Source organism: Flavobacterium sp. GSP6, from assembly GCF_003984855.1.
In the GTDB taxonomy this organism is placed as follows: domain Bacteria; phylum Bacteroidota; class Bacteroidia; order Flavobacteriales; family Flavobacteriaceae; genus Flavobacterium.
Window position 1 is genome coordinate 183633 of the sequence record NZ_RYDO01000003.1, and the last position, 26916, is coordinate 210548.

A 26916-nucleotide genomic window follows, 5' to 3' on the forward strand; every position below is an offset into this window, starting at 1 on the left:
GGTCGTATCCCTGCGTAAAAACTCCGGGTCGGGCTGTACGTTGTATCCACGCTAAAAAGCGTGGGATGCCACTTCCATCCCTTACGCAAATCCTGCTGAGGAGAATGATTGGGGATTTTAATTTAATTGTTGGGATTATGGATTTACGTAATAAGTAGTTTACTATCGTTAAATTTGATTTTTGAGTTTATTGTTCTCGACTAAAAACCAAAAAACCACGAAAATCAATTCGTGGTTTTTTTATAGTATCTTTTATTTAACCCTTCTTAAACTCCCCTTTATCCACATCTTTCAAGAACTTAATCACACCCGGAAAATAGGTTTTTGGGTCATCGTATTGTGAAAGGTGACTTCCGTTAGGACAAAACAAGAAACGTCCGTTTTGGACTTCGTTAGCAATCCATTTCATGTGTTCGGGATCCATAGTATCGTATTTAGAACCAATACTCAAGGTTGGAACAGTAAGGGTTTTTAGTCTGGCTTTGACATCCCAATTTTTAAGGGAGGCATTTCCAGTGATGCCAAATTCACTGTGGCCTTGCATAAAAACATATACATTAGGATTAATGTGCTTGAAACATCTGTTGATGGATTCTGGCCATTTTTCGAGTGGCATTCTCAAAATATGTTCCGTGTAGTAATGTTTGAACAGTAATTCGCTGTATTTTGGATTATCAAAATCATTATTTTTTTCGATATCCTGTAATTGCTTTAGGATTTTAGAATCCATTTGCGGTGCCAGAACGTCTTTTGCGTAAGCGTTATATTCCTGAGCACTCGCCATCATATTTGAGATAATTAATCCTTTCAGGTTTTTTTGGTATTTCAAAGCGTATTCCATTGCTAGGATTCCGCCCCAAGATTGTCCCATCAGGTAAAAATTAGAACTGTCCAAGCCTAATGCGATGCGCACTTGCTCGACTTCCTCCACAAAACGTTCATTGGTCCACAAACTGTTGTCGTTGGGTTGGTCGCTGTAATACGAGCCTAACTGATCGTAATAAATGTATTCAATGCTTTCGTTGGGAAAATACCCGTCAAAGGCCTCGTATAATTCATGGGTCAAACCTGGGCCGCCGTGCAGCAACAACACCTTTATTTTAGGATTATTGCCCACTCGTTTGGTCCAGACTTTAAACGTGCCTTTTGGCGTATGAATCGGAATCATTTTGATGCCGCCTGTGAGTTGGTCGTCCCGTTTGGAGAAATCTAAATAATTTGCTTTTATGGAATCTTCCTTTGGTTTTTCCTGACAATTAGAAAAAAAGAACACACTGACAACGGAGTAAATCAAGACTTTTAGTTTCATAACGGCTAGTTGTAGATTTTATGGAATAAATCAATGTATTTTTCCATTACTATTTTTCGTTTTAGTTTCAGGGTTGGCGTAAGCTGTCCACCTTCCACAGACCATAAATCCGGCGTTAGCTCAAAACGTTTTATCTTCTCCCAATTTCCAAATTTTTCGTTCAGATTGTCAATTTCCAATTGGATTCTTTCGATTACTTTTTCGTTGGCAATTATTTCTTCATTGCTTTTTCCTATGTTGATTCCGTGGATAACGGCCCATTCTTTGATGAAATCAAAACTCGGCTGAATAAAGGCAGCCGGCATTTTTTGACCGTCACCAATAACCATAATTTGTTCAATGAAACGCGATTGTTTCATCGTATTTTCGATTAATTGTGGGGCAATATATTTACCACCTGAGGTTTTGAACATTTCTTTCTTACGATCCGTGATTTTTAAGAATCCGTCTTCGTCAAAAATTCCAATATCACCAGTGTGAAAATAGCCGTCAGTTATTACTTCATTGGTCAATTTCTCATCTTTGTAATAGCCCATCATTACGTTTGGTCCTTTACAAAGGATTTCGCCGTCTTCAGCAATTAACACTTCCACATTATCAATTACTTTACCCACCGTTCCCACTCTGAAACCACCATTTCTAATATCATTTACAGAGATTACCGGAGAGGTCTCGGTCAATCCGTAGCCTTCCATAACTGGGATTTCGGCAGCGGCAAAAATGCGGGCTAGTCTTGGTTGCAAAGCAGCGCTTCCGGAAACCATTAAATCGAGGTTTCCACCCAAACCTTCCTTCCATTTACTAAAAATCAGTTTGCGGGCAATTTTGAGTTGTAATTCATACCAAAAACCATTTTTGCCATACGGCTCATAGATTAAACCTAAGTCAATCGCCCAAAAAAATAGTTTCTTTTTGACACCGGTTAACTCAGTTCCTTTAGCGTATATTTTATCGTATACTTTCTCTAAAAGTCTCGGAACGGCAGTAATTACTGTTGGTCTTACTTCTTTTAGATTGTCACTAATTTTATCAATTGATTCGCCAAAATATACTGAAACTCCGTAATATTGGTATAAATACAAAATCATTCTTTCAAAAATATGGCAAATAGGAAGGAAGCTTAAAGCACGGCTTTTTCCGGCTTCAAACGGAATTCTCGAAGCACTGTCTAAAACATTCGATACAATGTTTTTATGAGAAAGCATGACTCCTTTTGGTCTTCCCGTTGTTCCGGAAGTATAGATTATTGTGGCTAAATCTTCAGTTTTTACGTTATTTTTGCGTTGTTCCACTTCGTTTTGGTTTCCGTTGTCTACGCCAAGAATCAGTAATTCATTCCAGTTGGTGCAACCTTCTATTTCGTTGAAGGAATATACTTCTTTGAGTGTAGGAACTTTATGTTTGATGAGGTTTACTTTTCGAAGCACTTCGGCATCCGATACGAAACAGTACATAGAACCGGAATGGTTCAGAATATATTCGTAATCTTCTTCTGAAATGGTAGGATAAATGGGAACGGTTTGTGCGCCGGTTTGCAACACACCAATATCCATAATATTCCATTCGGTTCTGTTATTAGAAGAGATGATAGCAATTTTATCGTCTTTTTGAACACCCATTCGGAGTAGTGCTCTCGAAACGGCATTGGCTTTAGCGATATATTCCTGTGTAGATGTTTTGATCCAAACTCCATTTTGCTTTGTTGTTAAAGCATCCGGAATGGAATTGTATTTTTCTTGCTGATAATAAGGGAAATCAAAAAGGCGGGTGATATTTGTCATTATAGAAAATATTGGATTTGATTGCAAATTAAAAAAAAAATAAGGATAAATTTTAAAAATTAGAAATTATATCGCAAAATTATGAAAGGATTGTTACTATTTAACGAAATCGTTTTCATGAAGTAAAATTTTAGTGTAGGATTATAATAAAAAAGCGTGTACGGCCGTGCGAGATTTTCCGGCTTCGTACCCTTTTCAATGTGCCGTTAAACTTTAGTGCCTAGTCACTAATGTGAACTATAAAGTTTTTGTAACACAGTTATATAATCTATTCTGTAAAAAATCTTAAAGAAATTTTTAATGATCCGCATTATAAATATTATAATTTGTGTCTTAATTTAAGTATGTACTCGTTGCAAACGAGCACCAAAGAACATGGATAAACGAGCGCCAGTGAGGAAAAGCGTTCAATAGATCATTAGTATTTACAGAGAATCGTTGGCGCAGTTTTGAAAACCGTATCAATTCCAATTAGCCACTAAAATAAATCTAATAAAACCAATTCTAATTCATTTTCTAATCCGGTCTTCGGTTTTTAGGGCTTTATTCTTAGCAGACATTTTTTGTTTTAAAAACAGCAAAAAGCCCTGAATTGCTCATAGTTTTTTGCATTATTTGCTCTCTGTTGTGGGCACAGTTTGTAAAACTGCGCTAACGATTGTGGTATATTAGCGCGGTCAGGTACATTTTAATTTATAAAATTAACAAAAAATTGGAACGTATACTTTTTTTGAAAAAAAAAAATCTAAATTATTTTAAAACTTCTTTTAAGAAAGAATTCATGCGCTCCCAAGAACGTATAGCAGCTTTTTCGTTATACGCTGCTCCTTTTGAATTATCATTACCAGCTTCAATTTCAGTAAAGGCATGTACGGAATTTGCATAATAAATCATTTCCCATTCTGCTTTTGTATCTCTCATTTCTTGTTGAAAGGACGACACTTCCGTTGCTGGCACATAGGTGTCGTCAGCACCATGTAAAACCAGGATTTCAGCCGTGATTGGATTATTTACCCTTGCGGCATCATGTCCTAAACCTCCGTGAAAAGAAACTGCACCTTGAATTTTCATTCCCGCTCTTGCGGCTTCCAGTGCTCCTGTTCCGCCAAAACAATAGCCTATTACTACGATATTGGCAGGATTTGCGCCTGCTTTTACTAATTGGTCTAAAGCAAGTTGAATGCGTCTTTGATAATCAGCTACATTTTTTTTGTAAAAACCAGCTTGCTTTCCGGCTTCTTGTGTGGTTACGGGATAATTCCCTTGGCCATAAATATCTGCTACAAATGCATAATAGCCCATGCTTGAAAGTCTCTCAGCAGATTGTTTTGAATGTGTATCGATTCCTTTCCAAGCGGGAAGGATTAGAATTCCGGGTTTTGTTTTGCTTCCTTTTTTAGGTGCAATAGACAAGCCATTTAATTGTTGGTTTCCATCCGTGTATTTGACGGATTTTAATTGTGCAAATGTGTCATTGGAAAACAAAAAGAATCCTAAAAAGACAAAGAAAATATTTTTCATATTAGATATTTTTATTTTTACAAATGTCTCAATCAATTTATCCTAAAACTAAGACTTTGATTTTTTAATTGATGATGTAATTTTTAATTCTTATGGCGTACAGACAAGCGATTACTCGCCGGGATGATATGTTTTTTCGGCATTTTTCTGGACATCCTCTTTATAAAACAATACGTCTTTGAATTGTCCTTTTCGGTACATTTCAGCTTGATCGTAAAAATGTTTCGATTTTGAATCACCGCTATTTCCTCCCGCAAGTAACGATTTGGCTTTTATTTTTGGTCCAAATTCCACCGCACACACAAAACTATTTCCGTTAAATCCGTAGCGTTTTTTGGTATCTTTTTGATAATTGCTTTTAAAAGCAGGTAAACTTCCCCAAAGCGCTGGTCCATAACTAATAGGTAAACTTTCCAAAGCATCACTATAAACCAGATTTATGTCGCCTGATGTTCTCTGGAAACGATTGATTTCGCCCCAAGGAATTTGCCAAGTACCAAATTTTATTTTCAATTCGTTTATCACCATTTGCAATTGTGGAATCAGTTGATCTGGAAACGCATTTTTAGCAAAATCACGAGTATTTTCTACTTGGTCCTTTTGGCCCTGATCAATATATACTTTTTGAATAATGGGGTTTAATTTATAAGCCCATTCCACAGCTAAGGTGGTAGCCACAGAATTTTCCCGGGCGTAATAATCCCAGTTTTTCAATAAGGTTATCGGTTCTGACAGTTCTGTATAAAGCGTATCTTCGGGACTGATGTTTTTCTCAAAACTGGAAATTAAGGATGGAATTAACACTTCGAGAGCCGTTAGTTTCGTGTCGTAACCGTCAGCAATCACTTTGTCTAGTGTATATTTATTGCCTTTGTTCAATAATCGTACAGCATTTAATCCTCTGAAACTTTCTCCGTCTGGAGCCATATAAGGCAAGTAATTTTCTTCTTTTGGACTATAATCTCCTGCCACGGTATATGGTGTAGAATTACAGTTTTGTAACCAGCCGTTTATAGGATTATAAGAATGTACTGTTTCTGAAACTTCATGTAATCCTTTCCATTGTGTAGCCGGTGTCGTACCGTCCATTATTTTTGACCAATTTAGGTTTTTGTCCCGAATGGGAACAAAATTCCCATGCCAGTAGGCAATGTTTCCTTCTTTATCGGCATAAACAGTATTGTTTGAGGTATTGGCTTTCAAATCCATTGCAGTTTTGTAGTCTTCAAAACTTTTTGATTTTGTTCGTATCCAACTTTGTTCCAGACTTTTCATCGAACGGTTATTGGATTTTAAGCTAATCCATTTCCCGTCTCTTTTAGCCATGATTGGACCGTGATTGGTATAATAAGTATTGAATGTTTTAGGAATCAATTTTCCATTTTCCAGATACTTGATGGTTATTTTTTTCTCGACAACTGGAACTAATTTGGTATCGTATTCGTAAAATAGTTTGTTGTTTTTGGTCACGATTTTCTCGGCATACATATCCGCAACATCAACACTTGAGGAGGTATGCATCCAGCCACAGTTTTCGTTAAATCCTTGGTAAATAAAAAATTGTCCCCAAGTAACGGCTCCATACGCATTCAGCCCTTCTTGACTGCTCATCTGTATTTCTGGCCTGAAATAAAAAGTGGTATGCGGATTAATGTATAAAATGGCATTCCCAGACGCTGTTTTTGAAGGTGCAATTGCAAATCCGTTAGAACCCGTTTGTACGTCTTTTTCTCGTTCTATATAGGCTACTTTATCGGTGTTTCCCGAATAAAAAGCTTTCAATTCTCCAGTAGAAAGATCAGCTGTGCTTATGGCTCCAATACTTCCGTCAGTCCAAAGCAATGGAAACCAAGGCTCAAAATGAGTTAATAAAGCGGGTTTTACTTCGGGGTGATTGTATAGATAAAAGTTGATCCCGTCCGCATAACTGTTTAATAATTTTTTCAACCAAGGCGCTGCTTTTTTATAATCGTTTTTAGCATCTTCGGTATCGATTAAAAGTTTAATTTCTAAATCATTGTACAAAACGGACTGTCCTTTGATTTCGGAAAGACGGCCCAGTTTTTCAATGTAATTCATTTCTACCCGTTTGAAATCGTCTTCACATTGTGCGTACAGCATTCCAAAAACGGCATCTGCATCCGTTTTGCCATACACATGCGCAATTCCCCAATTGTCTCTGATAATAGTGACTTGTTGCGACATTTTTTTTAGTCTTTCTAGTTCTTGGTTTGATATCTTTTGTGAAAACAGGGAGCAACTAAAACAAAAAATTAAAACTGCAAGGGGTAAATGGTTCTTGAAATACGTCATTATTATTGAATTTTAATTAGAGACTTACGTTTCGTTTAAATGCACACCCCAGTTCGATTATGGAATCTGTTTTGGCAATACCCGGAATAGTGTCTATTTTTTCATACAGAACTTTACGCATGTGCTCATGATTTTTGGCAATTATTTTTATATAAAGGGTAAAAGATCCGGTGATATAATAGCATTCCGTTATTTCTGGAATGTTTTTCAGTTCCTCAATAATCCGGTCAGAATCTTGGTCTTTATTCAAGGTAATTCCTGTGAATGATCCCCAATCATATCCAATTTTCTTTTCATTGATGACCGGTTTTATTCCGATAAGTATTCCTTGTTCTGTTAATCTGTTCATGCGCTGATGCACCATTGTATTTGATATTTTTAGATTGGCTGCAATAGCAGAATACGCCATTCTTCCGTCTTTCTCTAATTCTTTGATAATGTTGATATCAAACTCGTCTAGTATATCCATGTTGGTTTACTTATAAATGATGCTTTTGTGTTTGTATAAAAGTACTTATTTTTATTTATATGGGAATAGTTCTATTATTTGAATTTTATATTTAAAAAATGACTTTTTTTCATGTAAATTAAGTAATTTATTTAAAATAATACTTTTAAAAAAGTCAAAATATTTATTTTTATTGTCAATTTAAAAAAAATCTGTAGTTTTGTACTTTGTAATATCAAAATAGGAATATCATGACACACACAGAACAAAACCTTTCTTCAAAATCGGAAGCGTTAATAGCTAAAGAAAATCAATACGGAGCACACAATTACCATCCTTTACCTGTGGTTTTAGAAAGAGGCGAAGGGGTTTATGTCTGGGATGTAGACGGAAAAAAATATTATGATTTTTTATCGGCCTATTCTGCCGTAAACCAAGGGCATTGTCATCCAAAAATTGTGGATGCAATGATAAAACAAGCACAAACATTGACCTTAACTTCACGTGCTTTTCATAATGATCAACTAGGACCTTTTGAGGAATATGTGACTAAGTATTTTGGTTTTGATAAAGTGTTGCCCATGAATACAGGTGCTGAAGCAGTGGAAACTGCTTTGAAATTGTGTAGAAAATGGGCCTATGAGATAAAAGGAATTCCTGAAAATCAAGCACAAATCATTGTTTGTGAAAACAATTTTCACGGAAGAACAACAACAATCATTTCATTTTCGAATGATGAGAGTGCCCGTAAAAACTTTGGACCATTCACTGCTGGATTTATTAAAATTCCGTACGATGATGTTGACGCCCTAGAAAACGTATTAAAATCAACCCCAAATATTGCTGGATTTTTAGTGGAACCAATTCAAGGAGAAGCGGGAGTGTATGTTCCTGCCGAAGGATATTTAGCAAAAACAAAAGCGCTTTGTGAAGCACATAACGTTCTATTTATCGCGGATGAAGTGCAAACAGGAATTGCACGCACGGGAAGATTATTAGCAACTTGCGGAAATTGTGACTGTAAAAAAGGATGTGAAGGCAGACCGGAAGTAAAACCAGATATCCTTATTCTAGGAAAAGCTATTTCGGGCGGTGTGTACCCAGTTTCGGCAGTTTTAGCGAATGATCCCATTATGAATGTGATTAAACCAGGACAACACGGTTCCACTTTTGGAGGAAATCCTGTTGCAGCGGCTGTGGCTATTGCTGCACTGGAAGTAGTGAAAGAGGAAAATTTAGCACAAAATGCGGCGTACTTAGGCGAAGTTTTAAGAACAGGACTTAACGAAATTGCTTCCAGAAACCCATTAATTACGTTGGTCAGAGGAAAAGGATTACTGAACGCCATAGTTATCAACAGTGGTGAAGAATCTGATTTAGCCTGGAATATTTGTATGAAATTTAGAGATTATGGATTATTGGCAAAACCAACACACGGCAACAAAATTCGATTTGCACCACCATTAGTAATTTCAGAACCTCAAATACAGGAATGTTTGGGTATAATTGAGCGAGCTCTAAACGATTTCAAATAATTTTAAGTACAATGGGAAAATCTATAAAATTAATAAAGAACAGATCCGATATAGGTGCTGGTACACGAGGATCCGACTTAGGGATTGATGCTATCGAAATTGCGGCAATCAATCAAAACAGTGATTATTTTAATCAGTTTGAGTTTGAAGATGTCAAAACGCACAACGAATCCATATATGATAAAAACCGAAGTTCTTCGGCTAAACGAATTGAGCATGTAGTGGAGCAATGCACCAGAGTTTGTAATGCAGTACAGAAAAATTTAGCAGGAAATTATTTTCCAATTGTTTTATCAGGTGATCATTCTTCGGCATTAGGAACATTAAGTGGTATAAAAGCAGCTTTTCCGGAACAAAATATCGGGGTGTTTTGGATTGATGCCCATGCGGATTTGCATTCACCTTACACTTCGCCATCCGGTAATATTCATGGAATGCCACTATCTGCGGCTCTTGCGGATGATAATTTGAGTTGCCAGAATAACGAAGTGCCTCCGGAAACCCAACAGCACTGGGAAGACATGAAAAATATAGGTTGTAAGGGACCGAAAGTTTTGGCAGAAAACCTGGTATATTTTGGCGTTCGGGATACCGAAGAAGAGGAGGATAAGCAAATTGAAAAATTGCAAATCAAAAATTATAAAGTTGATGAAGTGCGGTATCGCGGTTTACGAAAGTGTGTCGCGGAAGCATTAACTAAACTATCGCATTGTGAAGTGCTATATGTTTCTTTTGATGTGGATTCTATGGATTGTGATATGATTTCTTACGGGACTGGAACACCGGTTTCCAAAGGTTTTGATCAGTATGAAGTAATAGCGATCATCAAACAAATTGTTCAAACCAAAAAAGTAGTTTGTATCGAATTTGTCGAGATTAACCCATTATTAGACACCAAAGGAAATAAAATGGCAGAAACTGCTTTTGAAGTTTTAGAAGCCATTACCTCAGAACTGGTTATTCCTGCAGAATAATTTTTTTTAGCGTGTATAAAAAAGCCCGAAATCAGTTTTAGATTTTTTGGCATCAACCAGCCGGGCAATGAATTGTGTTCGGCAGGAGAAAAAAGCGTTAGGCTATCCCCAACATGTTGCCAGGTACCACCGCATTTTTCTTCTTTATCCAGGAGAGAAACGTTTAATTTATTGCGTTTTAAATAATATCCGCAAGCCAATCCGCTTTGTCCGCCACCAATGATAATGACATTTTTAATTTCATTCATTCTGTTTTGAATCTGGATTAAATTCTATTTTAGTTTTTTAGATTACCACAGATTCACTGTTTTAAAACAAGTTTAAAACAAAAGAGAGTCTGTGATAAAATAGTTGAGTTCTCTAGTAGCGGAACATTTAAGAGGTTCCAGTTTTTGGGTCTAATTCGGGTTTTGTATAATATTTTTTTCTAAACCAAAAAGCGACGTTTACCAATGCAATTAGCGCCGGAACTTCGACCAGAGGACCAATAACGCCGGCAAATGCTTGTCCGCTGTTGATTCCAAAAACGCCAATTGCAACTGCAATAGCCAATTCAAAATTGTTTCCGGTTGCCGTAAAAGCGATTGCGGTAGATTTAGAATAATCAGCACCAAAATACTTTCCGAGAAAAAAACTGATCACAAACATTAAGGTGAAATAAATAACTAAAGGAATAGCTATCCGAACTACATCCAGGGGGATTTGCACAATTAATGCGCCCTTCAGACTAAACATTAATATGATGGTAAATAACAAGGCCACTAAAGTAATAGGAGAAATAAAAGGTATATACTTGTTTTGAAACCAAGTTTCGCCTTTGAGTTTTATAAGACCATACCGGCTGATTATTCCCAAAGCAAATGGAATTCCTAAATAAATACCTACGCTTTCTGCAATTTGACCAATACCTATCGTCACATCAAAACCGGTATAGCCAAAATACGGTGGCAAAATGGTTATGAAAACATACGCATATACGCTGTAAAGCAATACCTGAAAAATACTATTCAAAGCGATTAATCCAGCGGCATATTCTCTATTACCGTCGGCCAGATCATTCCAAACCACTACCATCGCAATGCATCGGGCTAATCCGATCAAGATGACTCCAATCATGTATTCCGGATATCCATTTAGGAAAAGTAAGGCTAATGAAAACATGAGGATTGGGCCTACCACCCAATTCAGGAACAGGGAAGCACCCAATACTTTGGTGTTTTGGAATACGTCTCCCATTTTACTATAATTCACTTTGGCTAATGGCGGATACATCATTAAGATTAAACCAATGGCGAGTGGGATATTAGTTGTTCCGCTGGAAAAAGAGTTGATAAAATTCCCACTGGAAGGGATGAAATTCCCTACAGCAACACCAAGTGCCATTGCAAGGAAGATCCAAAGGGTTAAAAATCGATCTAGGAAACCTAGTTTTTTTCTTTCTGCTGCGGGAAAACAAGTAGATGCTGACATATTTATAATTTTATTTGGGAGAAGACATAAAACATTTCGGTGGCAATCTGTAAACTTCGCTCCTGATATTTTTCGGCTTGTTGTGGAGTGTTGTCAAATGCTTTTGGATCTTCAAAAGTAATTGGGATACGTTTTTCAGCACCAGCGATAAAAGGACAGCCTCCATCTGCTTGAGAGCAAGTCATAATCGCTGCAAATTCATTTTTCGGATTAAAATCATCATCGTAGGTCTTGGAAAAACCAATAATAGGAGGCTCATTTTCTCCATATTTTATGGTGTAAATGGGATTATTTCCTGCTGTGATTGCTTTGATTTTGAATCCTGATTGTACTAAAGTTTGGGCAACCATAGGAAATAAAGCAGTTGCTTCGGTCCCACCAGAATAGCAAAATACATTTTTTACATTGAAATGTGCTGCGGCTGTTTGTGCCCAAACTTGTGCCAGATGACTTCTTCTGGAATTGTGTGTGCAAATCAAATTCAATCTGATCTCTTGTTGATGGGCTACTTTTGTCTGAATAAAGTCAATTAGCGGTTGCAAAATAATTTTGCGTTCAACTGAAATATCTTCAAAACCAAAGGCAGTTATTTGTGTTTCTATTTCTGGAAACAAGTTTGTTTTGATTAATGTCATATCTTAGTTTTAAAATTAACAACAGCCACCACCAGGGGTGCAAGTATTGGTTTGACTTGGAATTTCGGATAATTTTACTTTTTGTTTTTCGGGAAGAATTCCGCATTGATCCTCTGCCAAACAAGCCGTTTGCTTGTTGATTAAGGTAAATGCTGTTCCGTTGAAACTAATGTCGTATTTCCCAATAGTTTCTGATTGGAATTCGACTTCTACTTCATAATCTTCAATGCCCAGTATTTTTTCTGAAAGCGCAATAATTTCTAAAAGTTTTTTTGGTTTTAGGCGGTGTTCAAAGTCATTGGCATCCCATAATTGAAAATTTACCACAGTTTCTTTTCTAACTTTTCCACCGCAGTCAATAAAATTTTTAGTGATCAAACCCACTTCAGTTACATGGAAATGTTCAGGAACAAAGGTTCCGTTTGGTAATACAAAAGCAACATTGTCTAATGTGATCAACTCTTTTTTAATTTCGGATAGTTTCATTATTTTTGTAATTTAAAAATTAACAGCATTGATTTTTCTTGTTTTCTAAATAAGTATTGATGTGCTGAAAAAAGCCTTTTATTTTATTAAAGCCTTCTTCGTTTAGGCAATAACAAATTGCATTTCCTTCAAAATTGCCTTTTATGAGTCCGGCATTTTTAAGTTCCTTCAGGTGCTGCGAAACCGTAGGCTGGGCTAGAGGCAGTTCGTTTACAATATCACCGCACACACAACTATCCACCTTGATGAGGTGTTGAATAATAGCAATACGTGCAGGATGGCCTATGGCTTTGGCTAAAGTTGCCAATTCGTTTTGCTCGTCTGTGAAATGGTCTGATTTAGTAATTCCCATCGTTATATATTTATATTGCAATATTACGATATAGATTTGAAATAAACAAATGATATTGATTTTTTTAAAGATAGTGTTGATTTTTAAAAGTTACCTTTAAAAATTAAAGTTCAAATACTTCTTTTGGGATGGCGTGAAACCCCACTGATCGTACTTGATCTTGAATAACACTTACAGGAATCATCTTGGAGGTGTGTATTGTAAATTCTCTAGGGAAAAGATCAGTATTCAAAAGGACGTCTATTATTCCGTCTAACTTCAGCAGACTTGCTTTAATTTCTAATAAATCTAAATCTTTGATCGCATTGGTACCAAAAATTTTACCATGATTTCCTGGAATTACATTGTCAGTGAGTATGCTCATGATTTTGTGTTTTAAATTAGTTGTTTTTAGGTGTCTAAGTATTTTAAGATTAGTTGTTTATACTTTTTAAAACAAATAAACAATCATTTTTAAGTTTTAAAATGCAATAGGTTTACTAAGAAAAAATACGAATGCACCGGAACGGTTTGAAAAAGGATATCGCTACTCTAGTGTTAAATAAATTTGCGTAAGATTACGCTTTATTCACCTGTCCGATTGTTATTTTATACTGAAATAAGCAGCATGAAAGATATATTGTCGCAATTATTAAAAAGAGTTTTGTCATAGATTTGAAGGTTTAAAACGATTTTTAAAGCTAAATGACGAATTAATTTGTGTTAATCTGTGAAATCGGTAGTAAAGAAATTTAGAGTTTTAATAAAATACGATATTAAATTGTAGCTATTATTTTTTAGTACATGACAAAAATATATTTTAATAAAAATCGATACAATAAATAATAATTAATCAGTAAAAACACTGAAATTTAGTATATTAAAGAATTATTACCAGATAATATTTCTAATGAGAAACATCGGTCTTGAGAGTAAAGATACAGCGTTAATTTCAGTTTTGCAAATTCATTTTAAAGTCAAACTCGATCTAGTTAGGGTCAGGGTCAAGCTTATTTGTTTATTTATAACCGCTTTTTGTCATGTAAGTAAGTCGAAAGTTTAAAAGTCGTAAAGTCAAAAGAATTAACTTTAAGTAAAACAGCTTTAAATCAGATTTTTACATGATTTTATCCTGATTTTAAAATACGACATTATACCATGGTTATTACTTATTTAAAATTGATTCAGTAGAATATTTTGATTCCGTGTCTTGTCCATTAGCTCCTGAAGGTCGAGGAAGTTACCTCGAATTAATAAGTACCACTCTGGATAATAATTTAGCTTCAAGTTGGGTAACTGCCACCGCTGACGGGCTCTTAACTCAATCCTATCACTACTATTTTGAAGATTCAGAGTATTACTCCCATCAGAGGCATTAAAGTATTAATATGTTAGGCGCTTTAGTTCAAGAGATCAAAGTAACTTTGGAAGCGGCAAGTATGGTTTTAAGTTCTTATTCTAGTGAGATGTATTTTATTACGGTCTATAATCAGGACGACATCACCCGAACAATCATAAAAAAATAAATTTAATAAATAATAGGAATCATTATTAAGAAAAGTTGCGAAAAAGGTCAGATTTTCACACGGCTTTTCTTATGTTTAAGAGAATAAAATGGAGCAGTAGTTTTTCTAAAGCTTTTTTTTAGTGCTGTTTTTCTTTTGAAAATAGTTGAAAATCAGAAAGTAATTTTAAGTGCAGCCATTTAATAAGAAGGAAACTGCGGCTTATTATTATTATTAAAAGGGATTGATTATTTGCTATTCAATGTTTAATTCAAAAAAAAAAGTGTATTAGTTTTATAATCAGCTAGTAGCGTTCAAGAAATAATCAGTTTCAGCAGTGTACCGTTTTATAGAATCTTGGGGTGTTTTGAGTTTAAAAAAAGTTTCGGTGTGATCATAAGAGTTTATAATTAAATTTATTTTACATTTGTTCATTAAATTTCGATAAATGATAAACAATGTAAAAAATATGTTCAGTATAAAAGATCTTGAAAATCTTTCAGGGATAAAAGCGCACACCATACGAATCTGGGAAAAAAGATACAATATTCTGCAACCCATGCGTACCGACACTAATATCAGATTGTATGATTTAGTGAGTTTGCAAAAACTGCTAAATATTACATTGTTGCACGATTATGGCTATAAAATTTCAAAAATAGCAACTTACCCTCAAGAAAAAATACCCTCTTTAGTACGTGAAATAATTTCGAACAAAACAGCAAAAAGTCATGCCATAAGTGAATTTAAAATGGCCATGATGAATTTTGATCAGGAGCTGTTTTTTAATACCTATAATTGGTTAATTGCAGAAAAATCATTTAAGGAAGTATTTCACCAAGTTTTTATACCACTGATGAATGAACTGGGATTATTATGGCAATCGGACACGATAACTCCAGCCCACGAACATTTTATCAGCTACTTAATTAAACAAAAATTATTAGTTAACACCGAAAAACTACAAGTTTTAAAGCAAACAAAAGTAGATAAAGTTTTTGTACTGTCACTTCCTATGAATGAAATTCATGAATTAGGTCTGATGTACCTGAATTATGAGATTTTATTGCATGGCTACAAAACTATTTATTTAGGAGAAAGTATGCCTATTGAAAATCTGAAAGACTTAAAAAAACATTTTGATTCCATTATTTTTGTTTCCTACCTTACAGTACAACCAGAAAGAGATCAACTCGATGGATACATTCAAAAAATGTCCAATGAGTTGGTGGATGATACGACTGAATTATGGTATATTGGTCGTATGATTGAGTTTATAAAAAGAGAGGAACTTTCAGATCGAATTACTCTTTTTAGTTCAATTACTGAATTGGTAGATTGGATCTAGTTGTTTTTGTTTAAACATTTCGTATATTTGCTAAACAAATGAAGGATATGAAAAAAATTACAATTATAGGTTCTGGATTCTCGGCTCTAGCTGCTGCTTGTTATCTGGCAAAAAGTGGTCACGATGTGACGGTGTATGAGAAAAATGAAACAATTGGAGGGAGAGCACGACAATTAAAAAAAGAAGGTTTCACCTTTGATATGGGCCCAAGTTGGTATTGGATGCCAGACGTATTCGATCGCTTCTTTGCTGATTTTGGAAAGAAAACCACTGATTATTACGAATTAATAAAATTAGCACCAGCCTATCGCGTGTACTATGGAGTTGATGATTTTATTACCATAGCAGATAATTTAAAGGATATTACAATCGCTTTTGAAGCCATCGAAAAAGGAAGTGGAGACCTGTTAAACGAGTTTATGGCTAAGGCCAAAAGTAATTACGACATCGCCATCAAAGATCTAGTGTATCGCCCCGGGATTTCTCCACTAGAATTAATAACGGCAGAAACCGCCATGAAAGTGGGTCAGTTTTTTAGTACTATCAGTAAAGATGTTCGCAAGAAATTCAAAAACGAAAGATTGATTCAAATTCTGGAATTTCCGGTTTTATTTCTTGGTGCTAAGCCATCTGATACCCCGTCATTTTACAGTTTCATGAATTATGCTGATTTTGGTCTGGGAACTTGGCATCCTAAAACAGGAATGTTTGATGTAGTTCGGGGTATAGAAAGTTTAGCAAGAGAGTTGGGAGTGAAATTTCAAATGAATTCCAACATCGAAAAAATCATCGTAGTGCATAAAACAGCCAATTCAATTCAGGTAAATGGAGAAATCATTACCTCTGATGTAATTCTAAGCGGAGCCGATTACCATCACACGGAAACATTGTTGGATATGGAGCACCGTACTTATTCTGAAAAATATTGGGACAGTCGCGTTTTTGCACCATCATCATTATTGTTTTATGTTGGTTTCAATAAAAAAATAAAAAACATTTCACATCATGCCTTATTCTTTGATGTTGATTTTTATCAGCATGCCAAAGACATTTATGATGAACCACAGTGGCCAAAAGAACCCTTATTTTATGCTAATTTTCCATCAGTGACAGATGAAACTGCAGCTCCGGAAGGAATGGAATCAGGGTTTTTTCTAATACCTTTAGCTCCCGGAATCAACGATACTGAAGCACTCCGAGAAGAATACTTTGAAAAAATAATGGATCGTTTCGAAACTTTAACACAACAAAAAGTACGCAATACTATACTATTTAAACAATCCTTTTGTAAAAATGATTTTGTATCAGAATACAATTCATACAAAGGAAATGCCTATGGAATGGCAAATACATTATTGCAAACTGCCTTTTTGAGACCTAAGTTAAAGAGCAAGAAAGTGAAAAATTTATATTTTACCGGTCAATTGACCGTGCCCGGACCAGGTGTTCCACCAGCATTGATTTCCGGAAAATTAGTGTCTGAGTTAATTAACAAACAATTTTTAGCACAACAATTATGAAACAATTATTTGATGATGTATCTTTTAAATGTAGCAAATTAGTCACTAAAAACTACAGTACCTCTTTCTCTATGGCGGTTTATATGCTCTCGCCCAGTATTAGGGATGCCATTTATAGTATTTATGGTTTTGTCCGTTTTGCGGATGAAATTGTAGACACTTTTCATGGTTTTGACAAAGAAAATCTGATCACTGAGTTTGAAGATGAGTACTACAAAGCCATTGACAGAGGGATTAGTTTAAATCCTATATTAAATTCTTTTCAGCAAACGGTAAACAAATACAACATCTCTGATGATCTCATTCAGGCATTTTTAAAAAGCATGAAATTAGATTTAATCAAATCGGATTATCACAGTAAAGCAGAGTATGATGATTACATTTATGGATCGGCTGATGTGGTAGGTCTTATGTGTCTCAAGGTTTTTGTTGCCGGAGATCACAAACGATATGAGCAACTGAAAAACGAAGCCATGCGACTGGGATCTGCGTTCCAGAAAGTGAATTTTCTTCGGGATTTAAAAGACGATAATCTTGTCCTGAACCGGAATTATTTCCCAGGAGTCGATTTAAATTCCTTCGATGAAAATGCTAAAGCGGCTATCATTAATGAAATTGAAGCAGATTTTAAAGTAGCCTATGAAGGAATTGTAAAACTTCCTATTGAAGCTAAGTTTGGCGTATACACCGCTTTTGTGTACTACAAAAAACTATTAAAAAAGCTAGAAAACACTCCGTGTCATGAAATTGGAAGTGCAAGAATCCGAGTTTCTAACTACACCAAAGCCGGATTACTGGCAAAATCTTTTGTCTCTTATAAATTGAAGTTAGTTTAAGTTACAGCTTGTTTTTAAATATTTTTTAATTAAACATAGAATAAAATGATATTTTTTTTGATATTTATAGGTACTTTTTTAATAATGGAATGTGTCACCTGGTGTACCCACAAATTCGTTATGCACGGCTCAATGTGGTACTTTCATGCCGATCATCACCAACCAAAATACACTAATGTTTTTGAACGAAACGACATTTTTTTCGTCATTTTTGCCATCCCAAGCATCCTGCTTTTCTATTATGGTGTCGAAGGAGGACTGAATTATAAATTCTTTCTCGGACTGGGAATTATGTTTTACGGCCTTTGCTATTTCATGATCCATGACGTCCTAATTCACCAACGTTTCAAGTGGTTCAAAAACACGAACAACAAGTATTTAATAGGATTGCGAAAAGCCCATAAAGTACATCACAAACACTTAGGCAAAGAGCATGGAGAATGTTTTGGCATGCTGTTCGTTCCTTTAAAATACTACAAAATATAAATTTAATTTGGGCGTGACCCCGCTTTCACTAGTGTTACAGCGGGGTCAGGCTATCCGTTCCCGCTTTTTTATACCAGGCAAAAAAGCCAGGTATAAAAAGAGCTTCACTACTATCCCTCACGCAAACCCAGTGTTCCATAACGGTATTTATCCTTAAAATACAACCATGAAAATATACAAACAAGAAACCGTACAGCACGTGAATGCAACTGTCCAAGAATGTTGGACTTTTTTTTCCAATCCAAAAAATCTTCAAAAAATCACACCAGAAGGAATGGGTTTCCAAATCACAGATTTCGATAATAAATCTATGTATCCCGGGCAAATCATTCAATATAAAGTAACGCCACTTTTTGGGATTACCTTGTCGTGGATGACGGTAATTACACAAGTAAAGGAAAATGATTATTTTATTGATGAGCAGCGTTTTGGTCCCTATAGTTTCTGGCATCACAAACATTTCTTTGAGACCACACCAAATGGAACAAAAATGACCGATGTGGTCCATTACGGTTTGCCACTTGGTATATTGGGACGAATCATGAACACCTTAGTCGTGAAAAATAAATTGAAATCCATTTTTGCGTATCGTGTTGCAAAAGTGGATCAAATGTTTAATTCAAAGTAATGAGCAAGCAAGAAATTTCTGTTTTTTGGTTTAGACGCGATTTGCGTCTGGAAGATAACGTTGGATTATTTCATGCTTTGAAGTCTGAATATCCGGTTATTCCGTTGTTTATTTTTGATGATTCCATCTTAGATACTTTACCTAAAAACGACGCTCGAGTCGGTTTTATTCACGAATCACTTTCTAAAATAAATAGACAATTACAGGAAATTGAAAGTTCACTTTTGGTTAAAAAAGGAAAAACTACCGCTGTTTGGCAATTTTTATTAAAAGAATTTGATGTTAAAGAAGTCTTTTTCAACAAAGATTACGAACCGTACGCGATACAACGTGACTCTGCAATTTGTGAATTTTTAGAAACTAATAAAACCATTTCTTATTCTTTTAAAGACCAAGTCATTTTTGAAGAAAAAGAAGTTACTAAAGCAGATGGATTGCCCTACACGGTGTATACACCGTTTAAAAATAAATGGCTGGAGAAATACAAGTCAATGACTCCAGTTCAAGAATATGATACTGCTGCTTATTTTGCTAATTTCTATAAAAACAGTTTTGCTTTTCCCACTTTGGAACAAATAGGTTTCGTAGAAAGTCTTATCAAAGTAAAACCACATAACCTTAAATTCATTGCAAATTACCAAGATATAAGAGATTTCCCAGCCTTAGATAAAACTTCTTATCTTTCGCCACATCTGCGCTTTGGAACGGTAAGTATCCGGAAATTGGTCAATTGGGCATTTAATAAAAATGATGTGTTTTTAAGTGAACTAATTTGGAGAGAATTTTTCATGCAAATCTTATTTAGTTTTCCAAAAGTCGGTACGCAAAACTTCAAATCAGCCTATAATGGGATTCAGTGGCGCAATAATGAAGAAGATTTCAAGCGCTGGTGTACCGGAACAACGGGCTATCCAATGGTTGATGCCGGAATGAGGCAACTCAATGAAACCGGGTATATGCACAACAGAGTTCGCATGGTTGTCGCGAGTTTTCTCTGCAAGCATTTATTGATTCAATGGCAATGGGGTGAAGCCTATTTTGCCGAAAAATTATTGGATTATGAGATGTCTGCCAATGTTGGCAATTGGCAATGGGCTGCGGGAACAGGTTGTGATGCCGCACCATATTTCCGAGTTTTCAATCCGGAGATCCAACAAAAAAAATTCGATGAAAAAGGAACTTATATCCGCAAATGGATTAAAGAATTCGATTTAGGATACAAACAGCCAATGGTAGAACATGCGATGGCTAGAGACAGAGCTATTGCGACGTACAAAGCCGGAATTTTGAAGTGATTTATTTTAGCATATAAATGATGTAGGTTTTATACAGGGAAAAAAATGTATAGAATTTATATGTTATAAATTATTTTATTAATTTGTTCAGCATGCCATTAAATATAAACCCGTGAAACGGCAAAACAGAATACCAATATAAATTTCCCCAAATCCCTTTTGGGAGGAAAGTAGCCGATTGGTACAGCGTATTTCCTGTTATTTTGAATTCCAGCCACGCTTCACCAGGTAGCTTCATTTCGGCAAATAAGATTAATTTTCCTTCTTGTTTATTGGCATATAGTACGCGCCAAAAATCCAAAGCATCACCAGAATGAATCTCGTGTCTGTTGGTTCTTCCTCTTCTACTACCTACACCTCCGTATAATTTATCAATAAAACCTCGTAAACTCCAAAGCCAATCGCCATAATACCAACCGGAATCTCCACCAATGGACCAGATTTTATTTATAGTGTATTCTCGGTCTATGATTTCCATTTTGCGTCGGTCTATAAAGCAATCTTTTTTTGGAACCTTCAAATATTCTGACATGTTACTGTTGAAACGGCCGCTAATGAGGGAATCTTTCCAGCTCGAAGCTACTTTGTCTTCATCTACTTTTATCAAAGCACGGGAAAGTGCCTTTTTGTAGGTCATTGGCGTAACATGCAATAACTCATTGATTTTATTATCACTGCAAACAACTTCTACTTTCATGCTGCTGACCAGTGCTGAAGCCAGTCGATAAGATGTTGAGGTTACAAAATACAACCAATAGGAAGATAATTTTGGCGTCATTATAGGAACAGTAAAGATCCATCGTTTTAGCTTTTTGGCTTCTGCAAAACCCAAAAGCATCTCTTTATACGTTAAAATATCAGGTCCGCCAATATCAAAACTTTGATTATAAGTAACGGGGTTTAATAATGATTTGGATAAAAATTCAAGAACATCCGGAATTGCAATGGGCTGGCATTTAGTATTCAGCCATTTTGGGGTAATCATTACAGGCAGTTTATTGATTAAATCCCGAATTATTTCGAACGAAGCACTTCCAGAACCTACAATAATTCCTGCTCTTAGAGTAGTAGTGGGAAAAGTACCGGTATTCAAAATTTCTTCTACTTTTTTTCGCGACGATAAATGTTTGGATAATGATTTATCGTTGATAATTCCACTCAAATAAATTACTTGTTTGGCTTTGGTTTTATTCAAGCGATGCACAAAATTTAGAGCCGATTCACTTTCCAATTCATCAAAATTAGCAGCTGAACCTGACATGGAATGAATCAGATAATACGCCGCATCAATAGTTTCTGGAATAGCTGTCAATGTTTCTTGATTTAGGAAATCTACCTCAATTATGGTAATATTTTTTTGATATTCGACCGGACAATTAAATCTGTTTTTATCTCTTACACAACAGATTATATCGTGCCCTTGTCCTGACAATAGGGGTAAGAGTCGTTTCCCGATGTAACCTGTTGCACCTGTTAAGAGAATTTTCATAAGTTTCTATATTTTGCCATCATATCGTAAAGATACTACCTTACCGCTTTAATTGATCCCATTTTAATCTTTTCAGGTTTAATTCCTCGAAGCTCTACTTCTATTTTTTTTTGCCACAGATTCACAGATTAAAAAGATTTTTGAAAATCTGTGACAGTTATTTAGTTAATACCTCTGGGGCCCTGCCCCGAGGTAGTTTATTTTGGGTTTTTGCATTTTTTTAGCCACTTTTAATCTGTTTAATTAGTTGTAAAAATTAAATTTAACTCAGTTTAGTAGAAATCAAACTAATAAATTCTCTTCTGGTTTTATTTTTTTCGAACGCGCCTGTAAAAGAGGAAGTGGTAGTAACTGAGTTTTGTTTTTGAATTCCTCTCATCTGCATACACATGTGTTGCGCTTCAATTACTACCGCTACTCCAAGCGGATTCAGAGCTTCCTGAATGCAATTTTTTATCTGATCTGTCAACCGTTCCTGCACTTGCATCCTTCTGGCGAAAGCATCCACCACTCTTGGTATTTTACTCAAACCAACAATTTTACCATTAGGGATATAAGCAACATGCGCTTTTCCAAAAAACGGCAACATGTGGTGTTCACACATCGAATATACTTCAATATCTTTTACCACAATCATTTGATGGTGGTCTTCACTAAATAATGCCGATTTTAATATTTCTAATGGATCTAAGCCGTAACCGTGCGTCAAATATTGCATGGCTTTGGCTACACGTTCTGGAGTTTTTTCAAGTCCTTCTCTGGTTACATCTTCACCCAAATCACTAATTATGGTTTTATAATTTTCAGCTAATGCTTCGGTTATTTCTGCATCATATTGCTCGACTTTCTCGTAACTTCTCATTTCTTTTATCATGGTATACTGTATTTCAATTTTAATTTTGGCTATTTTTTTTTTTGGATTCTTGTTTAAACAAACCATTTATAGATTTAAAAAAAACAATCATTCTTTATATATAAGCTTAATTTCTTAATGGTTAATTTTTCTTTTTTGTGTGGTTAACAATAACTTGTTTAGATTTTAAAAGTCACTATTCCGTAATCCATTTCGAATACCTGACCTGAAATTGATTTTGCATTTTCAGATATCAGGAAGTCTACCATGTGTGCTACTTCCCGAGGTTTCAAATAGCCTTTCATCGGGTGGCGTTCTATCATATTCTCTTTCATACGGTCATTTCTCAAAATTCCTGCGGCTAGTGTCGTTTCCGTAATTGTGGGAGCAATGGCATTGATGCGCACTACTGAAGCTAGTTCTGCTCCTAATGATTTCACTAATCCTTCCACACCCGCTTTTGCAGTAGCAATACTTGCATGAAACGGCATTCCTAATTTTGCAGCAACCGTACTGAACAAAATAATGGATGGATTGGTTCCTTTTTTCAAAACAGGCAAATATTTTTGGATCGCTTTTACGGCACCAATAACATTAATTTCAAAATCTGTTCTGAAATCGTCAATACTAAGACTTCCTATGGGTTTCAAGTTGATAGAACCCGGACAATAAATTAATGTATCTATCGCTTCAATTTCCGGAAGTGTATCTTGTAACACATTTACTGAAAAATGTTTCAGATTGGGATGTGTGATCTCTGGTGCATTTCGGCTGATGTTATACACCATGTTTGTCTCTAATTGCTGCAACAAAATGGCATTGCCAATTCCTTTGCTTCCGCCAATGATTACGATATTTTTCATGTTATTTGGTCAGTTATTTAAATTCTATTTTGATTTTGTCGTTTATTGAATCCAATTTATCGTTTGGAAATCTTATTGTTATTAATCTGTCTTTGCATGGTACATTTAAAGCGGCCTTCGCGAAAATCTCTTAATTTTTCATGTTTTGTTTTACGACCTTGCACTCTTTCGCGCCACATTCTAAAACTGGATGGTTTCATCTCGGTACGCATCAGGTCAATTACTTCTTGCTCTTTTAATCCAAATTGCATTAAAATTGCATCAAAAGTCGTGCGGTCCTCCCAAGCCATTTCTATGATTCGGTCTTTGTCTAAATCGGTAAGTTCTTTTTTTATATTCACAATATGTTATTTAAAAGTGGTCTTGATTTCTTTGTGCTTATCGCTGAAAAATTATTCGCTATCGCCAATATCAGCCATGGTATGGAGTTTTAATATCCGGGAACTTTCCTCTTTTACTAATGGATTTTTCTTCATTTTCCATAATAAATCGCTAGCATATTTTCTTGTTCGTTCCATGTTTACAATTTGTTTTGGATAGTGAATGCCCACTTCAAACTCATTAAATTTTTGATCTAAATAGGTCATTTTATTTGGTTCGTGCACAAATGCCCTAGGTAAGTTTCGCAATTCTGGAACCCATTTTTTTATAAACTCACCATCAGGATCGTGCTCATAGCTGTTTTTTATGGGATTATAAATACGCAACATATTGATTCCGGTCTCGCCAGCCTGCATTTGCAATTGAGGAAAATGAATTCCGGGTTCAAAATCAAGGAACATTTGAGATAAATGTTCTGTAGCGTTCTGCCAAGGTTGCCATAAATTATGAGTAAAAAAGGAAACTAACATTGCACGCATTCTAAAGTTCAAATACCCTGTTTCGTTCAAACAACGCATGGAAGCATCGACTAATGGAAATCCGGTGTATCCCGTTTTCCAAGCTTTAATATAATTTTCATTCACTTTCTTTTGCAACGAATGGAATCCTTTATTCACACTTTCAAACTCCATGACTTCTTCCATTTCAAATTTTTGAATGAAATGTGCCTGCCAAGTCAGTCTGGATACAAACGAATCAATTTGTTTTTTGTCGCTGCAGTTGAGTCTGAATGTCGCTGCTTTTTGTAAAACCTGTCTGGAAGATAGATTTCCCCAAGCAATGTAAGGGGATAATCTGCTGCAACTTTTTCGAGCTAGTAATGGTTTTGAAATATGAGAACTGTAATTGTGATACCGTTCCTCAAAAAATGTTTGTAAATACTTTCCAGCCATACTGCTACCTCCTTTTTGGAAAATAGTATCGGGAATGGTTTCCAGATTGGTTTTTTCTAGTGCTTTTTCAAGCTCATTAATTGCTGCCATATTAAGGAAATTCTCTGCTTTCGAATCGAAAATAAATAATGATTCATTCATATATTCTTCCCATTTAGAAACCCAGTTTGCTCTGTTTCTCAATGCCCTGAAAATGCCATTATTAATATTTTCAACCCAATTGATCTGATTATTTTTACAAAATCGTTTGAAGGTTTTATCTCTTTCGTAAGTAATTTTTAACCCTGTTTCCTGATGCGAAAAAACAGTATCAATTTTGTATGTTTCCTCAAGGATATTAAATACCTGAAGAACTTCTGAGGAGACTGCTAAAACCTGCGTGTTCGATTGCTCCAGCTGCTTATTGATATCAACAAGGGACTGCTTGATGAAATTCCAGTGTCTAGAACTGTAATGCGAATCATTTTCTAAAGATTTCTCGAACACATAAAGCAACAAAGTAGGCGTATCTGTTTTTGTGGCATTAAAAATTGCTTCGTTATCCTGCAAACGAAGATCTCTTTTGAACCAAACTACATTGATATTTTTTTTATTTGTATTCATTTATTTTTTATAATAATAATTGTTGTTGTAGCCATAATTTTTGAAATTTTGATTGTCCGTCGTAATTCGTGGCTTGTAATTTAATATTAAATTTTCGATCTCTGGGATCGTTGCCTACTCCTGAAACATACATCCAGTTTCCATAATTGCTGTGAACATCGTAATCAATAAGCATTGCTTCAAAGTATGCCGCTCCTATACGCCAGTCCAATAGCAGATCTTTTGCAAAATACGACGCTACATTTTGTCTGCCGCGATTGCTCATCCAACCTGTTTGTTGTAATTCAAGCATATTTGCATTTATAAAAGGTTCTTCAGTTGCACCATTAATCCATTTATTGATGGCATACTTGTTTCTTTTCCAATCATATTTTTTGTTTAAAATTCCGCCAATCTTAAAAATTGAATTTCCATTTTTTAACGAAATATATTTAAAATAATCTCTCCAAATTAGTTCAAAAACCAACCAATATGTTGAGTCATTCTTCTCGATTTGTTGTTCATATTTCAAAATTTCCCAATAAATAGTTTTTGCAGAAATTGATCCATTAGACAACCAAGGTGAAAATTTCGAACTAAAATCAGTTCCAATTAATCCGTTTCGAGTTACTTTATAAACGCTCAGTTTTTTGGTTTTCCAAAAATAATTTTGCAAACGTTTCATTGCTTCATCTTCACCACCACCAAAAGGAAATGCCGTTCTGGAATTTATTTCAAAATCAGTAAACCCTAAATTTTTTATCGTAGGAATAACAGTTTGGTCTATGGTGTAATTATCAATTAACAACGGTTCAACTGAAAACTCAGGTCTGACTTTTGTCGTTTTTTCACATTTATTTCGGAATTGTGTAAAAACATTTGGAACTGCTTCAATAGCAAACGGTATTTCTTCCGGATGAAATAAGAACTGATTATAACTACTTTTAAACGCTACTGAATTTGGAACCTGAGTTTTTATGTTATCGGAAACTATAATTTCCTCAGAAGTCCATTCTTCTTGAAAATAGATCGAACTAATTTCGTTTTGAATGACAATCGCTGGAATACAGTCTTCTGGCTTTTGGTGATAAACCAATAAAGAAACATTCAAATTTTTTAGATTTTGTTTTAAAGCCGCTACCGATTCCAATAGAAATTTAGCACGGAATTTTTCTGTTTTTTTGAAACCATATTCTTTTTCTTCAAAATGTCGTGGGTCAAAGCAATAAATTGCAATTACATTGTCATTTTCTTCCATCGCAGTAGATAGAGACTCATTATCATGAACTCTAAGATCATTCCTAAACCAAACTAACCCTTTTTGTTTCTTTTGCATTTTTCACTACAATATTTAACTTCGTTCCAAACTTTTTCCCATTTTTTCCGCCAGCTGAATGGCCGGTTGCAGACCATACACATTTTTGAAAGCAGATT

At 35.2% G+C, this 26916-nt stretch carries 26 protein-coding genes and 1 pseudogene; 9 read left to right on the forward strand and 18 right to left on the reverse strand.

What is annotated here, in order from left to right:
* Positions 1–256 precede the first annotated feature (256 nt).
* From EKM03_RS04730 to EKM03_RS04750, 5 genes are all read right to left on the reverse strand, one after another.
* The gene (locus tag EKM03_RS04730) at positions 257–1309 is read right to left on the reverse strand and encodes a proline iminopeptidase-family hydrolase (protein WP_126515481.1); all 1053 of its coding nucleotides are present in this window, start codon (positions 1307–1309) and stop codon (positions 257–259) included.
* 5 nt (positions 1310–1314) lie between these two features.
* The gene (locus EKM03_RS04735) at positions 1315–3090 is read right to left on the reverse strand and encodes a long-chain fatty acid--CoA ligase (RefSeq protein ID WP_126460681.1); all 1776 of its coding nucleotides are present in this window, start codon (positions 3088–3090) and stop codon (positions 1315–1317) included.
* Positions 3091–3840: 750 nt separating this feature from the next.
* The gene (locus EKM03_RS04740) at positions 3841–4611 is read right to left on the reverse strand and encodes a dienelactone hydrolase family protein (protein WP_126556035.1); all 771 of its coding nucleotides are present in this window, start codon (positions 4609–4611) and stop codon (positions 3841–3843) included.
* Between the two features lie 111 nt (positions 4612–4722).
* A complete protein-coding gene (locus EKM03_RS04745) occupies positions 4723–6816 on the reverse strand; it encodes a penicillin acylase family protein (RefSeq protein WP_233584059.1) in 2094 nt (697 codons plus the stop codon).
* A gap of 124 nt (positions 6817–6940) precedes the next feature.
* Positions 6941–7393 carry an Lrp/AsnC family transcriptional regulator gene (locus EKM03_RS04750; protein WP_126454003.1) on the reverse strand — a complete coding sequence of 151 codons (453 nt, stop codon included), beginning with the start codon at positions 7391–7393 and terminating at the stop codon, positions 6941–6943.
* A gap of 230 nt (positions 7394–7623) precedes the next feature.
* Here EKM03_RS04750 and rocD point away from each other — a divergent pair, with 230 nt between their 5' ends.
* Positions 7624–8907: an ornithine--oxo-acid transaminase gene (gene rocD / locus EKM03_RS04755; protein ID WP_126460690.1), complete on the forward strand. Its 1284-nt coding sequence runs from the start codon at positions 7624–7626 to the stop codon at positions 8905–8907.
* Between the two features lie 11 nt (positions 8908–8918).
* Complete coding sequence (locus tag EKM03_RS04760; RefSeq protein ID WP_126556039.1) at positions 8919–9881, forward strand: arginase; 963 nt, start codon at positions 8919–8921, stop codon at positions 9879–9881.
* A 125-nt stretch (positions 9882–10006) separates the two neighbouring features.
* Here the strand turns inward: EKM03_RS04760 and EKM03_RS15450 are convergent.
* From EKM03_RS15450 to EKM03_RS04790, 6 genes and pseudogenes are all read right to left on the reverse strand, one after another.
* A pseudogene (locus tag EKM03_RS15450) lies at positions 10007–10129 on the reverse strand (FAD-dependent oxidoreductase); the annotation flags it as partial.
* A 127-nt stretch (positions 10130–10256) separates the two neighbouring features.
* A complete protein-coding gene (gene arsB, locus EKM03_RS04770; protein ID WP_126460699.1) occupies positions 10257–11351 on the reverse strand; it encodes an ACR3 family arsenite efflux transporter in 1095 nt (364 codons plus the stop codon).
* 2 nt (positions 11352–11353) lie between these two features.
* Complete coding sequence (locus tag EKM03_RS04775) at positions 11354–11986, reverse strand: low molecular weight phosphatase family protein (RefSeq protein ID WP_126569133.1); 633 nt, start codon at positions 11984–11986, stop codon at positions 11354–11356.
* A 15-nt stretch (positions 11987–12001) separates the two neighbouring features.
* A complete protein-coding gene (locus EKM03_RS04780) occupies positions 12002–12472 on the reverse strand; it encodes a DUF6428 family protein (RefSeq protein ID WP_126563955.1) in 471 nt (156 codons plus the stop codon).
* A 19-nt stretch (positions 12473–12491) separates the two neighbouring features.
* Positions 12492–12824 carry a helix-turn-helix transcriptional regulator gene (locus tag EKM03_RS04785; RefSeq protein WP_126460708.1) on the reverse strand — a complete coding sequence of 111 codons (333 nt, stop codon included), beginning with the start codon at positions 12822–12824 and terminating at the stop codon, positions 12492–12494.
* 103 nt (positions 12825–12927) lie between these two features.
* Positions 12928–13188, reverse strand: a complete 261-nt coding sequence (locus EKM03_RS04790; RefSeq protein WP_126460711.1) for a heavy-metal-associated domain-containing protein — start codon at positions 13186–13188, stop codon at positions 12928–12930.
* 1003 nt (positions 13189–14191) lie between these two features.
* Between EKM03_RS04790 and EKM03_RS14960 the strand changes: the two genes are divergently transcribed.
* From EKM03_RS14960 to EKM03_RS04820, 7 genes are all read left to right on the forward strand, one after another.
* Positions 14192–14329: a hypothetical protein gene (locus EKM03_RS14960; protein WP_158614851.1), complete on the forward strand. Its 138-nt coding sequence runs from the start codon at positions 14192–14194 to the stop codon at positions 14327–14329.
* A gap of 427 nt (positions 14330–14756) precedes the next feature.
* Entirely contained in the window at positions 14757–15656 is a 900-nt protein-coding gene (locus EKM03_RS04795) for a MerR family transcriptional regulator (protein ID WP_199741552.1), read from the forward strand.
* Positions 15657–15694: 38 nt separating this feature from the next.
* A complete protein-coding gene (locus EKM03_RS04800) occupies positions 15695–17176 on the forward strand; it encodes a phytoene desaturase family protein (RefSeq protein WP_370272987.1) in 1482 nt (493 codons plus the stop codon).
* Complete coding sequence (locus EKM03_RS04805; RefSeq protein ID WP_126556053.1) at positions 17173–18012, forward strand: phytoene/squalene synthase family protein; 840 nt, start codon at positions 17173–17175, stop codon at positions 18010–18012. The genes EKM03_RS04800 and EKM03_RS04805 overlap by 4 nt, the downstream gene beginning before the upstream one ends.
* Positions 18013–18057: 45 nt before the next feature.
* Complete coding sequence (locus tag EKM03_RS04810; RefSeq protein ID WP_126561742.1) at positions 18058–18498, forward strand: sterol desaturase family protein; 441 nt, start codon at positions 18058–18060, stop codon at positions 18496–18498.
* Positions 18499–18664: 166 nt separating this feature from the next.
* On the forward strand, positions 18665–19126 hold the full coding sequence (locus EKM03_RS04815; protein ID WP_126460723.1) for an SRPBCC family protein: 462 nt from the start codon (positions 18665–18667) through the stop codon (positions 19124–19126).
* Positions 19126–20421 carry a deoxyribodipyrimidine photo-lyase gene (locus EKM03_RS04820; RefSeq protein ID WP_126739954.1) on the forward strand — a complete coding sequence of 432 codons (1296 nt, stop codon included), beginning with the start codon at positions 19126–19128 and terminating at the stop codon, positions 20419–20421. The genes EKM03_RS04815 and EKM03_RS04820 overlap by 1 nt, the downstream gene beginning before the upstream one ends.
* A 70-nt stretch (positions 20422–20491) precedes the next feature.
* Here the strand turns inward: EKM03_RS04820 and EKM03_RS04825 are convergent, their stop codons facing one another.
* The 7 genes from EKM03_RS04825 to EKM03_RS04855 all read right to left on the reverse strand — a co-directional run bounded on the left by EKM03_RS04825 (position 20492) and on the right by EKM03_RS04855 (position 26901).
* On the reverse strand, positions 20492–21910 hold the full coding sequence (locus tag EKM03_RS04825; RefSeq protein WP_126739955.1) for an SDR family oxidoreductase: 1419 nt from the start codon (positions 21908–21910) through the stop codon (positions 20492–20494).
* Between the two features lie 262 nt (positions 21911–22172).
* Positions 22173–22784: a GTP cyclohydrolase I FolE gene (gene folE, locus EKM03_RS04830; RefSeq protein WP_231507417.1), complete on the reverse strand. Its 612-nt coding sequence runs from the start codon at positions 22782–22784 to the stop codon at positions 22173–22175.
* A gap of 158 nt (positions 22785–22942) precedes the next feature.
* Positions 22943–23626 (reverse strand): SDR family NAD(P)-dependent oxidoreductase, encoded by a 684-nt coding sequence (locus tag EKM03_RS04835; RefSeq protein ID WP_126561746.1) that lies wholly within the window; start codon positions 23624–23626, stop codon positions 22943–22945.
* Between the two features lie 56 nt (positions 23627–23682).
* A complete protein-coding gene (locus tag EKM03_RS04840; RefSeq protein WP_255416288.1) occupies positions 23683–23967 on the reverse strand; it encodes a TIGR03643 family protein in 285 nt (94 codons plus the stop codon).
* Between the two features lie 51 nt (positions 23968–24018).
* Positions 24019–25503, reverse strand: coding sequence for a cryptochrome/deoxyribodipyrimidine photo-lyase family protein (locus EKM03_RS04845; protein ID WP_126576827.1), 1485 nt, complete (start codon positions 25501–25503; stop codon positions 24019–24021).
* 7 nt (positions 25504–25510) lie between these two features.
* Positions 25511–26818, reverse strand: a complete 1308-nt coding sequence (locus EKM03_RS04850) for a DASH family cryptochrome (protein WP_126576826.1) — start codon at positions 26816–26818, stop codon at positions 25511–25513.
* Positions 26794–26901 (reverse strand): DUF2256 domain-containing protein, encoded by a 108-nt coding sequence (locus EKM03_RS04855; RefSeq protein WP_370273044.1) that lies wholly within the window; start codon positions 26899–26901, stop codon positions 26794–26796. The genes EKM03_RS04850 and EKM03_RS04855 overlap by 25 nt, the downstream gene beginning before the upstream one ends.
* Between the last annotated feature and the right edge of the window lie 15 nt (positions 26902–26916).

What these genes read in the sequence shown, in the direction of transcription:
- EKM03_RS04730 (WP_126515481.1), bottom strand. Translation starts at nt 1,309, where the DNA reads ATGAAACTAAAAGTCTTGATTTACTCCGTTGTCAGTGTGTTCTTTTTT.
- EKM03_RS04735 (WP_126460681.1), bottom strand. Translation starts at nt 3,090, where the DNA reads ATGACAAATATCACCCGCCTTTTTGATTTCCCTTATTATCAGCAAGAA.
- EKM03_RS04740 (WP_126556035.1), bottom strand. Translation starts at nt 4,611, where the DNA reads ATGAAAAATATTTTCTTTGTCTTTTTAGGATTCTTTTTGTTTTCCAAT.
- EKM03_RS04745 (WP_233584059.1), bottom strand. Translation starts at nt 6,816, where the DNA reads ATGTCGCAACAAGTCACTATTATCAGAGACAATTGGGGAATTGCGCAT.
- EKM03_RS04750 (WP_126454003.1), bottom strand. Translation starts at nt 7,393, where the DNA reads ATGGATATACTAGACGAGTTTGATATCAACATTATCAAAGAATTAGAG.
- rocD (WP_126460690.1), top strand. Translation starts at nt 7,624, where the DNA reads ATGACACACACAGAACAAAACCTTTCTTCAAAATCGGAAGCGTTAATA.
- EKM03_RS04760 (WP_126556039.1), top strand. Translation starts at nt 8,919, where the DNA reads ATGGGAAAATCTATAAAATTAATAAAGAACAGATCCGATATAGGTGCT.
- arsB (WP_126460699.1), bottom strand. Translation starts at nt 11,351, where the DNA reads ATGTCAGCATCTACTTGTTTTCCCGCAGCAGAAAGAAAAAAACTAGGT.
- EKM03_RS04775 (WP_126569133.1), bottom strand. Translation starts at nt 11,986, where the DNA reads ATGACATTAATCAAAACAAACTTGTTTCCAGAAATAGAAACACAAATA.
- EKM03_RS04780 (WP_126563955.1), bottom strand. Translation starts at nt 12,472, where the DNA reads ATGAAACTATCCGAAATTAAAAAAGAGTTGATCACATTAGACAATGTT.
- EKM03_RS04785 (WP_126460708.1), bottom strand. Translation starts at nt 12,824, where the DNA reads ATGGGAATTACTAAATCAGACCATTTCACAGACGAGCAAAACGAATTG.
- EKM03_RS04790 (WP_126460711.1), bottom strand. Translation starts at nt 13,188, where the DNA reads ATGAGCATACTCACTGACAATGTAATTCCAGGAAATCATGGTAAAATT.
- EKM03_RS14960 (WP_158614851.1), top strand. Translation starts at nt 14,192, where the DNA reads ATGTTAGGCGCTTTAGTTCAAGAGATCAAAGTAACTTTGGAAGCGGCA.
- EKM03_RS04795 (WP_199741552.1), top strand. Translation starts at nt 14,757, where the DNA reads ATGATAAACAATGTAAAAAATATGTTCAGTATAAAAGATCTTGAAAAT.
- EKM03_RS04800 (WP_370272987.1), top strand. Translation starts at nt 15,695, where the DNA reads ATGAAGGATATGAAAAAAATTACAATTATAGGTTCTGGATTCTCGGCT.
- EKM03_RS04805 (WP_126556053.1), top strand. Translation starts at nt 17,173, where the DNA reads ATGAAACAATTATTTGATGATGTATCTTTTAAATGTAGCAAATTAGTC.
- EKM03_RS04810 (WP_126561742.1), top strand. Translation starts at nt 18,058, where the DNA reads ATGATATTTTTTTTGATATTTATAGGTACTTTTTTAATAATGGAATGT.
- EKM03_RS04815 (WP_126460723.1), top strand. Translation starts at nt 18,665, where the DNA reads ATGAAAATATACAAACAAGAAACCGTACAGCACGTGAATGCAACTGTC.
- EKM03_RS04820 (WP_126739954.1), top strand. Translation starts at nt 19,126, where the DNA reads ATGAGCAAGCAAGAAATTTCTGTTTTTTGGTTTAGACGCGATTTGCGT.
- EKM03_RS04825 (WP_126739955.1), bottom strand. Translation starts at nt 21,910, where the DNA reads ATGAAAATTCTCTTAACAGGTGCAACAGGTTACATCGGGAAACGACTC.
- folE (WP_231507417.1), bottom strand. Translation starts at nt 22,784, where the DNA reads ATGATAAAAGAAATGAGAAGTTACGAGAAAGTCGAGCAATATGATGCA.
- EKM03_RS04835 (WP_126561746.1), bottom strand. Translation starts at nt 23,626, where the DNA reads ATGAAAAATATCGTAATCATTGGCGGAAGCAAAGGAATTGGCAATGCC.
- EKM03_RS04845 (WP_126576827.1), bottom strand. Translation starts at nt 25,503, where the DNA reads ATGAATACAAATAAAAAAAATATCAATGTAGTTTGGTTCAAAAGAGAT.
- EKM03_RS04850 (WP_126576826.1), bottom strand. Translation starts at nt 26,818, where the DNA reads ATGCAAAAGAAACAAAAAGGGTTAGTTTGGTTTAGGAATGATCTTAGA.
- EKM03_RS04855 (WP_370273044.1), bottom strand. Translation starts at nt 26,901, where the DNA reads ATGTGTATGGTCTGCAACCGGCCATTCAGCTGGCGGAAAAAATGGGAA.